This is a genomic window from Rickettsia endosymbiont of Pantilius tunicatus (assembly GCF_964291875.1).
Taxonomy (GTDB): Bacteria; Pseudomonadota; Alphaproteobacteria; order Rickettsiales; family Rickettsiaceae; genus Rickettsia.
On the sequence record NZ_OZ198175.1, the window covers coordinates 1,633,656 to 1,646,059 of the forward strand.

The following is a 12,404-nucleotide window of genomic DNA, read 5'->3' on the forward strand; positions in this document are numbered from 1 at the left end:
AATCAAGACAAAATTTTGAGCAAAATGCTTAGTAATTTTTTAAGCATTGAGTTGCTGTTTGCTAATCCTGAATCCTTATCACTTGATTTTTGCCATTCCGTTTAGCCATATACATAGCCTTATCTGCTCTTGCTATGAACTGCTCAATGGGCTCTCCTTGCTTATATTCTGTAACACCAATACTGACTGTTTTCTTAAGAATCTTATCTGTTAATGGTATTATGAACTCTGTTTCTTCTACCTTTTTTCGTAACCTTTCTGCTAACTGCTCTGCTTGATCTAATGTAACACAACCAAGCAATATAACAAACTCCTCACCACCATACCTTGCTACTAAGTCCGTTACGTAAAAATTATCTTTTAATATTTCTGCAAATGTTTTTAAAACCACATCCCCAGCTTGATGCCCATACTGATCGTTTACGTTTTTAAAATCATCCAAATCGCACATTAGTAAATTCGATGAATACTTACAGCCATGCGTTTCTCTTACTACTTGTATTGCATGTACATCAAAATAATGTCTATTAAATATACCAGTAAGTCCGTCCTTTATAGATAATTCTACTTGCTCCTGTAGCTGTCTCTTCAAATTATCTTTATATAGTTTTCTTTGTAATAATGTTTTAACTCTTATTACTAATTCCACCTCCTCAATATTATATAGGAAGAAATCATTTATCCCTATATCCATACACTGCTTTACTTGCAACTCATCAACTTTATCAACAAGCATAACGATTATGCTATCTTTATATAATTTATGACTCCTAATATAGGATACAACCCTTAATGGATCTTGATGTTCTAAAAGAGAGCTGATAAGTACTATGTCAATATCTTTGTCTGTTGCCTTAATCTCATCCTCATCTCCAGTAAATTTGTGAACATACTTAGTAATATTATAAAGAATATCACTTATTCTTTCTGTTTTACCTTGATCATCAATTATTGCTATACTCCTCTCAGCTTCCTCTTCCATACTCATAGCAGCTATACCAAGAATGATATTACTACTATTTCTTATCATCAGCTCATCTATTAACTTCTTGGTTCTTGATAATGCTGTTAATCTAACTAATAACACTATAATATCAATTGGATATGTTATTAATTCATCTGCACCTGCATTAAAAGCTTGAATTCTTATATCAGCATCTTCTTTTTCTGCTATCATGACAACAGGTATATAAGTAGTAGCAGGATTCTGCTTTAATCTAGTACAAATCTTAATGCCGTCTACCTCCTCTAAATCAATTCCAAGTATTATTACATCAATTTTGTATTTAGCAATATGCTCTATGGTCTGACTAGAGTTCTCTGCTATATGCACCGTATAATACTCTTTATACAATCTTGCCTCTAGCGAGCTAATTCTTTCACGATCCTTTGATACTAGTAATACTGATGCTGTCATATGTTTTTTCTTGATTGGATATTTACTATAAGACTATAGATTATATAAAATATCTACAGTGGTCTTGCTATTTCTATAGTCTTGCTTATAATACCATTTTTTGCAATAAAATTACGGATAACTCCATAATGAATAACGATGAGGTCATTGATACATGTCATAATAATAACAATATATTATACCGATAAATAAGCATGTGACTAGCAGATCTGAGTCGCTATGGAAGATTAAAGCTCGCTCCTAAAAGTGGTGTATATAGCAAAATGGATGAGATTCATGTATTTAATAAAGAGGCATTTGAAACCATTGAACTAGAAATCAATCCTCCCGACACCTCAAGTAATGCTTCGGGTGATTCAGATGGCATTTCATCTACTTCGGATCACCTATCTAGCGACTCTTGGGACAGCTCAGATTATTTATCATCTGATGATGATATGGACCTGACGGGTAATAGCTCAGATAAAAATTCAGATGCAACTCATAACTAGATTCTTCATAGCTTGCATGATTTTTCTTTACGATATGATCTCATGACTTTGTACTTCATCATCTATGCCCTCAAGTTCCATGGACTCTTGATTAGCTTCTATGCCGCAACTCATATAAGGTGCAAGCACGCTTTCTGCCTCATGTAGCTCCATTTCTTTAACTACCTTTTGCCCTTCTGCAAAATCTAGTATTAGCTGCTCTAATTCCTTATTACTATAATCATTCATAGCTACAAAATACTGATCAATATTTGCCTTTAAATCAGGATTATCATTTGCAAATGATGTGAGATGCTGCTTGATGCCGTCAAGTATCTGCTCTCTATTGTCATTGGTAATAATAGAGTTACTTTCAATATCATCACCAACGTCCTTATTAGCACCCTGAGCCTGTATTAATGTGCTACCCTCAATCTCTCCCTCTTTAGCATTTTCATTACTATTTGCTATATCATCAGATGTAACTGTTAAAGCTCCCTTATTGACAATGGTAGTATCATCATCACTACTATTATCTAAATCTAAGCTAACTGCTATTGCTACCCCTGTATCTTCTGCTGCTTTCTCATGTGACATAGCTTGAGTCTCAACTCCTACATATTTTACTAAATTATCACATAGCTTCTGTAATTGCTCCGTGTGTTCTTCTACATATTTACGACCTACCACTACTAGAGCTTCAATGTTTTGAAGGTTACTATTATCTAAACTACTTGTCTCTTTAGTAATAGGTAGCTTTACTTCCACAAACTCATCCTCTCCTGGTAAATCTAATTTTACCTCTGCTGTGGAGCTATCTTCGCTGCTTTGCATTAAACGACTAACTAACTTGCCTTTAACAAGCCATCCTATAAGCCCATCAAGTCCTATCTTAGGTATTGAGCTACTAGCTTCATGGTCATTATCAAAGTTAAGTGATAATACCATTGTATCATCTAGTATTTTTGCATTCTCTTCTCTGCTATGACCATTCTTTAATATCTTGAGTGCCTCATATGCAGGTCTATTAGCCCCAAGTCCTCCATCTGCGTACGCATAAAGTACGTCCTCTTGATTCTCATATCCTTTAATATGCTCCTTATTAGTTACAGGCTTAAAATATGTAGGTGCGGCAGTGGTTGCTAGTAACACGTCATGCACTCTAATATGCGAGCTATAAGAATCCTGACTATCAAATATCTTAACCTCTTTATCTTTGCTTGCTAAATCAGTTACAGGAATTATTAATCTAGATGTTGTATCATCTAATCTTAATCCCGCTAAATGCTGCTCTAATATTTCCTTTAACGGTCCTTGACTATGCTTATGCGTAAATATTTGCTTTATTCCATCATACCAATGATGTTCAAAGATCTTTGGAGCTGCATCTGTAAATATCTTTAAAGCATCTTTTGCACTATACTTAGATATGTTCGATCCTGGCTCTTTTGGAATGGTTAATAATGCTCCAATAAGTCCTCCAACACTAGTGCCAGTAATAATAGGGAATAATTCTGATATAGACTTTCCTGTACGCTCCTCTATCTCAGCTAAAACCACTAGTTCAGCTATCCCCTTAACTCCACCTCCGGATAATGATAATATACGGTTACTCTTGATAGATTCCGATGTATTATCATTTTCTGCAACGGTATTTTTAATATTATCCTCAATTTCTTGTTTGATATGTTCAAATGTTTGTTGTGTGTGTACTAATGTTGTCATATTTTGCCTGCTACTATTTTCTTTTTACTTCTGATTACGGCACCGTCAAGTTAACTCAAATTTAGAAAAAATAAGTATTTTATGAACGAAGCTATGAGGCTTGCAGGGCATAAAATTTATAAAAATCTCGAGTTTTATGGTTAACTTGACGGTGCCTTTATTTGTTATAGCGCATTTGCAACAGTAGCTAATAAATTTTTAAAAAAAGTAAAATAAGATTTGTACTAATAATTAGTATAACTTAATAATTTAATTACGTACAAATCTTTTTATTAATAAATTAAGGTAAAAAATATGACAATAAATATAAATAATGTTGAAAACTTAGTTTTTTCTGGTGGAGGAGTAAAGGTTATAGCATATGCAGGTGCTTTAAAAGCATTGGAGGAAACTGGGCATTTATCACAGATTAAAAAAGTAGCAGGGACTTCAGGCGGTGCGATTACGGCTTTGTGCGTTGCATTAGGTTATAATCCGGAAGAAATTGATATTATACTTAAAGATATTGATTTTAACAAATTTGCAGATTCCGTTGAACCTCAATATGTTATTTCAGAATGGATTAAAAATTTTGTTACGTCTATTTTTAATTTTCTAAAACCATATACCTCTTATGCTGATCAAGCTATACAATTTTTATCGACATACGGTATTCATCCCGGCAATGAAGTAAAATCATTTTTAGAAGACTTAGTGACTAAAAAAGGTTTTAGTAAAGATGTTACTTTTAAAGAATTGAATGATAGTACGACAAGTAAAGAATTATATGTAGTAATGACTAATCTTAATACTCAATACCCTGAGATTATATCTTATAAATCTGCTCCTAATACGAAAATTGTAGATTGCGTACATGCTTCAGGAGCTTTCCCTTTCTATTTTAAACCTGTGGAAATTAATGGTAATTCATATGTTGATGGGGGTATCATGAAAAATTACCCTATTGATATTTTTGATCAAGGTGCTAAAATAGTCGATGATAAAACTATAGGATTTAAGCCTATTAACAAAGAATTAATAGATGCTTATCAGCAGGGAAGGGAACCACAGCCTTTTGTTAAAGTAAATAATGCTTACAATTTTGGTGTTGCAGTAGCTGAAGCTATTACAAGCTCTGACTCAATGGAAGCTCTTAAAAATAGTTATAGGTCTGTACTTATAGATGATCTAGGTATAAGTGCCTTACAATTTGACTTAACAGATACACAAAAAATAGATATGATTACTCATGGTCATGACGCAACTACAGAATTTATTCAGGCAAATCAAAATTATGAGTCTTCAGTATTGGGTCAAGATTCTACAGAATCCCTAGCAGCCTAGTAAGGCTCTAATGAAAATAATTATTTAGTATTTTATAGGGTACCATCAAGTTAAGGGAGTTATAAATTAAGTATTGAGTAAATGTATGGAATGATTTATACCTCTCTTAACTTGATGGTACCTTTGTGAGGTTTAGAGAATTTGTTAGTTTTTGGTGGGACTTCTGCTTTAGTAACTAAAGTTGCCAGTGTGCCATCTAAGTTAAAACGCTGAGCACCTTCAACCAGAAGTTTTTTATATCTGTAATCAGAGCAATATCTTCTAAAAAATCTCTTAATTTGTTGTTTTGAAAAATGATCTTGCTCTAGCACGATCACTTCCTTACTGATACCTATAGCAAACAGGCTTAGCAGGAATAGAGAAGCATAGAGGATATTTTGATTGCAGTAATTTTAAGATTTGTCTAGATTCATCTTTCCATCTTGCTAGTTTAGCTTTAAGAGCTTCTTTATATGCTAAAGGGATGAGCCTCTCTGACATTAAGATTCAGATTCATGAGCTATATGGTGCAGAGATCAGTGAAAGCCTTATTAGTAGGGTTACCGATAATGTTATGGATGAGGTTAGGAGTTGGCAGAATAGGCCTCTGGAAGCCATATATGCTATAGTATATTTTGATGCACTTATAGTTAAAGTACGTCAAGATAAGAGAATTATCAATAAGGCGGTATATGTAGCTTTAGGTGTAGATTGAACAGGAAGGAAAGATATTTTAGGCTTGTGGATTAGCGAGAATGATGGTGCTAAATTTTGGTTAAATAATTTTACTAAAATGAAAAACAGGGGATTAAAAGATATCTTAATTGGTTGTAGCGATAATCTAACGGGCATGAGTGAGGCGATATCTGCAGTATATCCACAAACTGAGCATCAGCTGTGCATTGTACATCAAATCAGAAATAGTTTGTCATATGTAAGCTATAAAGATCGTAAAGAACTTTCAGCAGATTTGAAGCTAGTATACAGCTCTATCACTGAGGATGAAGCACTTACTGCCCTATCTGATTTTGATAAGAAATGGGGAAAACAGTACCCACATATTGCAAAATCATAGCAAAATAATTGGCAGAATTTGATAATTTTTTACAATACCCAGAGGTAATTAGGCAAAGTAACTAATAACAAAAGGGTTCTTCCTAACGATGACTCTGTTTTTAAACTTTATACTTGACAATTGACTATATTACGCGAAAATGGACTATGCCTATCCGAAATTGGGGAGAGGTCATGGCTCACTTTTTGATAAAATTTGAGGGTCGAATTTAATGCCTGTTTTAGAATTTACACACTTATTTGGACAAAGCCCTGTAAGGCTCTGTCCAAATAAGTGTGTAAATTCTAAATAGGCATTAGAGTTCTTTCGAAACTAATTATTTAAAACTAAAATTATACTAGCAACTATAGCCCAAAAACAAATCTTTTTGTCTATGTTACTCAGATTTTTAGCTCATATTGTGATCTTAAATCTTAGTTTCGAAAGAGGTCTAATGTATGGTTTTGTTTAATTTTTAACTTTTGTTCTTCCTCATATTTTTGTTTATATTCTGGATTTAGCAACATATTTTTCTCATGATCAAACTCCTCGCGTGATTTCATATGCATTTGTTGCCGATCTAGACCATCTAGCTTAATTTCAGCAAGATTATTTTCATCAGTTTTTGGTTTGATCTCTATATCACGGCTTAAGTTCTTAATTTCCCAAATATTCCTCTTGGCATTTTTCCATGAAACAATCTCAGTTCCATCTTTAGAATATACAGGTGCTTTAATATCTCTTGTGCCTATTTTCTTTAGTTTAATCTTATCACCCACACGTACATCATTTTTCTTGATCTCGGAGGTTATCTCCTTGTCCCATACGGTAACTTCCTTGCCATTATGCGTCTTATAGACAAGATAGTTATTCCTATCCTTTGCTTTATCAAGCTGGTAACTGCTACTGCCAAATTCTACCACCTCGTATTCGTTTCTATTGGTTTTAGATATTAGTTCTTTCCATTCCTCACTTACTTCACGCTGCTTAATGGTTGCCTTAACGTCATATCCGTAAGCTATTAAATTATTTGCAAATTTAATACGCATTTCTTTAAAATCTTTACCTTTAATTTGTAAACGTTTCCCATCATTACCATCCATATTCATTACAACATGTACATGGTCATTCTTTGTATTCTGATGATATGCTAATACAAAATAGTTGTTGGGGTACATTGATGTTAATGTTTTACGTACCGACTCCATGGCATCCTCTTGCGAGATACCCGCTACCTTCAGAGGCAAAAATACTAAGCTCTTTGTAAGTTCAATGCCATATTCATCGGGTAAATCTACATTCATTTGCATACGTAATATGGTGTCTTCTATATCTTCCTTACTTCTCTGATAAATACTATCAGAGTCATATAGCACTAATTCATACTTACGGCTAATATACTTTATAGCCTCCCTAATACCTGCTCTTGATTTAGCCCCTTCTGTAAATTTTATTATTACTTCTCTACTGTCTTTTTTGCCACTACTAGTATTGCCTTTTCTTTTTTGATTTATCTTATGTGCAAACGCAGATCTTCTAGATTTGAATGTTGTTTTTTGGGAGCTGTAATCTCCCTTTTTATATCGCCATTCTTCTTCTACATATACTCCCATACTATTATCCTATTAAGTATCTTATTGCACTTTTTTTAAAGAAAATCTTGCTTTACTTTTCTCATTAATTTGTATTATTATATTGCGTACTTTGCCTATATTATTTGATAATATCATGCATGCTTTAGCGCCCTCTTGATCCATTACTCTATCATCTCTAATAATGCGATTAATATTATTTCCAACCGCATTAATTGATATTCTTATACTCTTCAGTAATTCCAATTCTTCTGGACTGATTTTGCCTGCATCTTCCATTGTTCCTATAACTCTATATCGTATTTCTTTGGGCACGCTCCAGCCGTTCGATTGTGCATACTGTTTTAATCTTTTTGCCTCTGATTCTGTAAATCTTATTCTGTATTCTGTTATTTTGTTCTCTTGAATTCGGCTATGTTTTTCTTCTTTAATTTCATGTTTGTCTTGTAATTCTGTAGATAGTTTGTCAGTAACCAAATCTATAATATACCTATTTACTGATTTATTTCCTTGCTGTGCAGCACCTTTAACTAACTCATGTATTTCAGAATTTACCTGCATTTCTATTCGTTTTCTCTTTCTTCTCTTCTCGGTCATAGCTATTTTCTTTTGTTCTTTATTTAGTTTTTACTCTTGAAACCCTTGATGAGAGCCAGCGGCAGGCGGTTTCTTTTTCATCTTCCTATGAAAAAGATTTGGACTATATATCCTAAAAGTGCCGGCACTTTTAGGATATTTGTCGTATCCTGCTACTCTCTTCTTCTTTACTGTACACTTAGTACAGATTGGTGCGGGTTTGGAGGCAACAAATTCTTTAGTATGGAAGAAAATGGAAGAGTGAGTGGTAGCAACAAGTACTGCCATGACTCAAGTAAGATATTATGTACTTCCTTGGCGTTATTGTTAAATTGCTGCCGCAGGCTCTCATTAATAATGTTGCGTACGAAACGTTGCTTTTATTATTATTCAGTATATACTTAAAATATTATTTTTATACTCTCTAAATATTTCTTAGGAAGTTTTAAATAATTATATCTATATTCCTATAATATTTTATAGTTACGACTATATCATAAATATCATACTATTATCATGAAGCATTTATTGTGATAGAATATGGAATAGTTCTCAATAACTTTGTCTATTATTCATATTCTTAACACTCTAAAGTTTAGTATATGAGTGGGGTTATGCTAACCTCCTCATACTCCCTCGCTATATCTGTAAAAAGTAAAGCTTTTTTTTGACACGTTTTTAATTATAATTATTGGTGTTTTACTCTTTTTTCTAGTGTTGTTTTGTTAGTTTTGATATACTCTATATATAATAATACAGAAATATTTAATATGGCTACAAAACCAATCACAACTAGTACTAAGATTGCTAATTTAGCAAAAATAAAACAACAACGTATTCAGAAGATTGAAGCAGAATTAAATGTACAATTAACTTCCCTTCTAACTAAAAGAAAAGAAGAGATATTTAATATCTTTAATAGATTTTCTGCTGTTGATATTGATGATAAATTACTAATTGGGTTTCTAAAATTTGTTACTAATAAAGATAATAAATACCATCCTATTATTAAGGAGTTTCTAACTATTGCTAATATGTCTAAATTACGCAAAAAATACTGATTAAAAAGAGCAATATATGAACACAGTAGCAAACACCGAAAGACCTAAGCTAAAGCTTAATTTAGCGACAAAACCAATCACACTAAATACTAATGCAAGTTCATTAGTTGCAGGCTCGCCTCTTAAGAAAGTTGTGGTCTTTGAAAACCCTAACAGGGATATTAAAGATGTGTCTGCAGCTGCTACTAAAGCCAAAGTTGAGACGCTAAAAAAGAGTAAAAAACAAGCAGAAGAAGCAAGTAACAAAAAAGCAGCAAATCAAAAGGTAGTAGCGGTAGTAGCAACGCCTGAAGAAATACTAAAAGAAAAGATCAAGAGCCGTAAGAAAGAATATTTTAGCATCCTGACTAAATTAAAGGCTGATTTTCCAGCAGCTTTCTCGGAAGATCCAAAGCCTCTTGCTATCGGTATAGATCTTGAACTAAAGAAAATATTAAATAGACAATTTCCGAATAATCAATTAAATAGATTTTTCCATAAATATTGTGGTAGTTTTAAGTATAAAGAAAAGCTGATAGAAGGAGCACAGCGATTTAATCTTGATGGCTTGCCAGCAACTCTTGTAACTCAAAAAGAAGTGCCAGTCATAATTCATAAACCTAAAAATGTTGCTAATGCCGCAAAAACTGTTAGCAACGAAATAGATTCAAAGCAATGAAGGAAAAAGATATTAGTAGTAGCAAGGAAAAAGACTTAAGTACAAATAGCGATGCTGATGTTGCTAGCAATCATGCCAGTAACGCTAGTTCCGCTAGTGATAACGGTACTTCCGAGCGTCCAAGACATGATACATTTATTCGCGAGGCTTTTGAAAATCCAATAGTAGCTAAAGAGTTCTTTGAAATGCATCTACCAAAAGAGATTAAGGCTATGTTCTCCTCTCATACTCTTAAAATGGGAAAAGAAAGCTTTGTTGAGCCCAATCTTCAAAACTCCATATCTGATATTCTATTTTCAACTAAGTTTAATGACGAAACTGGTTATCTATGGATTCTTTTAGAACATCAAAGTACTCCTGATCACTTCATGACTTTTAGACTCTTTAAATATATGATGGATATTATAGGAAGACATTTAACTTTAAACCCGAATTGTAAACATTTAGCTTTTGTATACCCACTAGTGTTCTACAATGGAGTAAAACACTATAATGCCCCTAGAAACTTTTGGGACTTATTTAAAAATAAACAATTAGTACAAGATATTTGGAATAAGGACCACCAACTTATTAATGTTCATGACATTCCTGACGAAGAGCTCAAGAAAAAAACTTGGGCAGGAGTTTTACAATTCTTCATGAAGCATATTCATGAAAGAGACTTACTTAAAAGATAGTATGAAATCGCTGATCTATTAACTGAATTTGCTAAAATGAATATTGGTATTGATTACCTAGAGCTGATATTAACCTATACATTGATTAAAATTGAAAAATCTGATAAAATAGAATTAGAAAAAATATTAAAATCTCGTCTTAATAACCAGCAAGGAGAAAAACTTATGACTAGTCTTGCTCATCATTGGAAAGAAGAAGGCATACAACAGGGCATGCAGATTGGAGAAGCTAGAGGCGTGCAGATTGGTAGAAATGAAGGAAAGCACGAAAGAACTATAGAAGTAGCTAAAAATATGTATAATGCTGGCTCTGATATTCCTTTCATCTCTAAAGTTACAGGGCTCTCTATCTCTGAGCTCAACAACCTTCTTAAGTCCTAACCGCTAGGTACAAAAGATATCCTTTTGTACCTAAAGTCTTGGCTCTGTCCAAATAAGTGTGTAAATTTCCCAAAGGTTATATAAAAGAAAATATAACAAAAAGAGAAATTACAATGACAGAGAAACAAAATGCTGCAATGGATCAAGCGATAGATTTATTGATCAATAATGATACAGATGTATCAACTTTATTTGCGTAGGATGATTTATTAAAAGAACTGACCAAGCGTCTTGTAGAGAGAGCTTTACAGTCTGAGATGAATAATCATTTAGGATATAGCAAGTATAATCAAAGTGCTGCCCAGAATTCACGTAATGGTTATAATACAAAGAATCTAATTACAAAGAATGGTGCTGTTGAGATTGAGGTACCAAGAGATAGAAATAGTAGCTTTGAACCATCATTGGTAGCAAAGCGTCAAAGAAGACTTGATGGTTTTGATGATAAAGTACTATCTTTGTATGCTAAAGGTATGAGTTTATCAGATATAAAATTACAGCTTCAGGAGTTATATGGAGCTGATGTAAGCGAGAGTTTAATTAGCGGGATCACAGATGATATAATAGAGGATGTTAAGCTATGGCAGAGCCGTCCATTAGATCCAGTATATGCTATGGTAAATTAAGTTGAAGTTTGCGTATTAAAGAATTGAATTAAAGCATTATATAATTGATCAAATTGAGTAATTGTAGCTTTAATCCATCGCTTCATATTGGTCCAAAATTTCTCTATTGGATTTAGATCAGGGGAGTAAGGTGGTAAGAATATTATCCTACAACCTACTGATTCTATTAGTTCTTTGGTCCTTTGAGACTTATGGAAAGCAGCGTTATCCATCACTACAACTTGTCCAGGTTTTAGCTCTTTTATTAAAAATTCTCCAACCCAACTTTCAAATAATTGTCTATTACATGTTCCATTAAATATCATCGGTGCTATACACTCTTTATTAACATAACCAGCTATGATATTTGTTCTGTTGTAATATTTACCGCTTTTTTTACCAATAAGTTTTTCGCTTTTTTTGCCCCATCCTCTATCTTTGCAGATATTTATCTCAATACCACTTTCATCAATATATACAAGATGTTCTATTGGTGTATCTTATTATGACCTCTTGGTACTTATCTCGCTTTTCTTGACTTGCTTCCAAGTAGGAAAAGTCTTTTTTTTATAGCTAAAACCTAGTTGCTTTAACCAATAATACGCACCCACAGAACTCATATTAAAATACGTACCCATTTCTAATAATGTGAAATTAGGATTAGAACTCACGTACAACTCAACATCTTGACTTGTTACCCGTCCTTTTTTGCCTCCTATTCTTCTTGCTAAATAATGTCCTTCGGACTTATATCTCTTATACCAATTCCTTACTGTGTTTGCTGCTATTTCAAATCTTATCGCAGTGCTATTGCAGCTATTACCTCTTTCTACATATCCTATAACTCTTTTTCTAAAATCTTGACTATATGATCTTGGCATTTTCC

Annotated in this window: 15 protein-coding genes and 1 pseudogene; 9 read left to right on the plus strand and 7 right to left on the minus strand. The window is 33.1% G+C overall.

Features of this window, described 5'->3' with window-relative positions:
- Positions 1-61: 61 nt before the first annotated feature.
- Positions 62-1,417, minus strand: coding sequence for a diguanylate cyclase (locus ACICQC_RS09550; protein ID WP_395476850.1), 1,356 nt, complete (start codon positions 1,415-1,417; stop codon positions 62-64).
- Between the two features lie 263 nt (positions 1,418-1,680).
- Between ACICQC_RS09550 and ACICQC_RS09555 the strand changes: the two genes are divergently transcribed.
- Positions 1,681-1,908: a hypothetical protein gene (locus ACICQC_RS09555; RefSeq protein ID WP_395476851.1), complete on the plus strand. Its 228-nt coding sequence runs from the start codon at positions 1,681-1,683 to the stop codon at positions 1,906-1,908.
- A gap of 27 nt (positions 1,909-1,935) precedes the next feature.
- Here the strand turns inward: ACICQC_RS09555 and ACICQC_RS09560 are convergent, their stop codons facing one another.
- Positions 1,936-3,612 (minus strand): patatin-like phospholipase family protein, encoded by a 1,677-nt coding sequence (locus ACICQC_RS09560; RefSeq protein WP_395476852.1) that lies wholly within the window; start codon positions 3,610-3,612, stop codon positions 1,936-1,938.
- A gap of 294 nt (positions 3,613-3,906) precedes the next feature.
- Between ACICQC_RS09560 and ACICQC_RS09565 the strand changes: the two genes are divergently transcribed.
- Entirely contained in the window at positions 3,907-4,935 is a 1,029-nt protein-coding gene (locus ACICQC_RS09565) for a patatin-like phospholipase family protein (protein WP_395476853.1), read from the plus strand.
- Positions 4,936-5,030: 95 nt separating this feature from the next.
- Here the strand turns inward: ACICQC_RS09565 and ACICQC_RS09570 are convergent, their stop codons facing one another.
- A complete protein-coding gene (locus tag ACICQC_RS09570) occupies positions 5,031-5,246 on the minus strand; it encodes a ProQ/FINO family protein (RefSeq protein WP_395476854.1) in 216 nt (71 codons plus the stop codon).
- A gap of 152 nt (positions 5,247-5,398) precedes the next feature.
- Between ACICQC_RS09570 and ACICQC_RS09575 the strand changes: the two genes are divergently transcribed.
- The gene (locus tag ACICQC_RS09575) at positions 5,399-5,629 is read left to right on the plus strand and encodes a transposase (protein ID WP_395476855.1); all 231 of its coding nucleotides are present in this window, start codon (positions 5,399-5,401) and stop codon (positions 5,627-5,629) included.
- A 24-nt stretch (positions 5,630-5,653) separates the two neighbouring features.
- Positions 5,654-5,989 (plus strand): transposase, encoded by a 336-nt coding sequence (locus ACICQC_RS09580; protein WP_395476856.1) that lies wholly within the window; start codon positions 5,654-5,656, stop codon positions 5,987-5,989.
- A gap of 413 nt (positions 5,990-6,402) precedes the next feature.
- Here the strand turns inward: ACICQC_RS09580 and mobP1 are convergent, their stop codons facing one another.
- Together mobP1 and ACICQC_RS09590 are read right to left on the minus strand one after the other, a co-directional pair.
- A complete protein-coding gene (gene mobP1, locus ACICQC_RS09585) occupies positions 6,403-7,581 on the minus strand; it encodes a MobP1 family relaxase (protein ID WP_395476857.1) in 1,179 nt (392 codons plus the stop codon).
- Between the two features lie 21 nt (positions 7,582-7,602).
- Positions 7,603-8,157: a hypothetical protein gene (locus ACICQC_RS09590; protein ID WP_395476858.1), complete on the minus strand. Its 555-nt coding sequence runs from the start codon at positions 8,155-8,157 to the stop codon at positions 7,603-7,605.
- Positions 8,158-8,906: 749 nt separating this feature from the next.
- On the opposite strand from ACICQC_RS09590, the gene ACICQC_RS09595 reads away from it, so the two are divergent.
- From ACICQC_RS09595 to ACICQC_RS09615, 5 genes and pseudogenes are all read left to right on the plus strand, one after another.
- Entirely contained in the window at positions 8,907-9,197 is a 291-nt protein-coding gene (locus tag ACICQC_RS09595) for a hypothetical protein (protein ID WP_395476859.1), read from the plus strand.
- Positions 9,198-9,213: 16 nt separating this feature from the next.
- Positions 9,214-9,855, plus strand: a complete 642-nt coding sequence (locus ACICQC_RS09600; RefSeq protein WP_395476860.1) for a ProQ/FINO family protein — start codon at positions 9,214-9,216, stop codon at positions 9,853-9,855.
- A pseudogene (locus ACICQC_RS09605) lies at positions 9,852-10,913 on the plus strand (Rpn family recombination-promoting nuclease/putative transposase). Before ACICQC_RS09600 ends, ACICQC_RS09605 begins: the two are co-directional and overlap by 4 nt.
- A gap of 56 nt (positions 10,914-10,969) precedes the next feature.
- On the plus strand, positions 10,970-11,113 hold the full coding sequence (locus tag ACICQC_RS09610; RefSeq protein WP_395476501.1) for a hypothetical protein: 144 nt from the start codon (positions 10,970-10,972) through the stop codon (positions 11,111-11,113).
- Positions 11,114-11,170: 57 nt separating this feature from the next.
- Entirely contained in the window at positions 11,171-11,539 is a 369-nt protein-coding gene (locus tag ACICQC_RS09615; protein ID WP_395476861.1) for a transposase, read from the plus strand.
- On the opposite strand, the gene ACICQC_RS09620 is transcribed toward ACICQC_RS09615, so the two are convergent.
- Together ACICQC_RS09620 and ACICQC_RS09625 are read right to left on the minus strand one after the other, a co-directional pair.
- A complete protein-coding gene (locus ACICQC_RS09620; protein WP_395477713.1) occupies positions 11,536-12,009 on the minus strand; it encodes an IS630 family transposase in 474 nt (157 codons plus the stop codon). The genes ACICQC_RS09615 and ACICQC_RS09620 overlap by 4 nt on opposite strands.
- Positions 12,010-12,021: 12 nt before the next feature.
- Positions 12,022-12,399 (minus strand): IS630 transposase-related protein, encoded by a 378-nt coding sequence (locus tag ACICQC_RS09625; RefSeq protein ID WP_395476240.1) that lies wholly within the window; start codon positions 12,397-12,399, stop codon positions 12,022-12,024.
- Between the last annotated feature and the right edge of the window lie 5 nt (positions 12,400-12,404).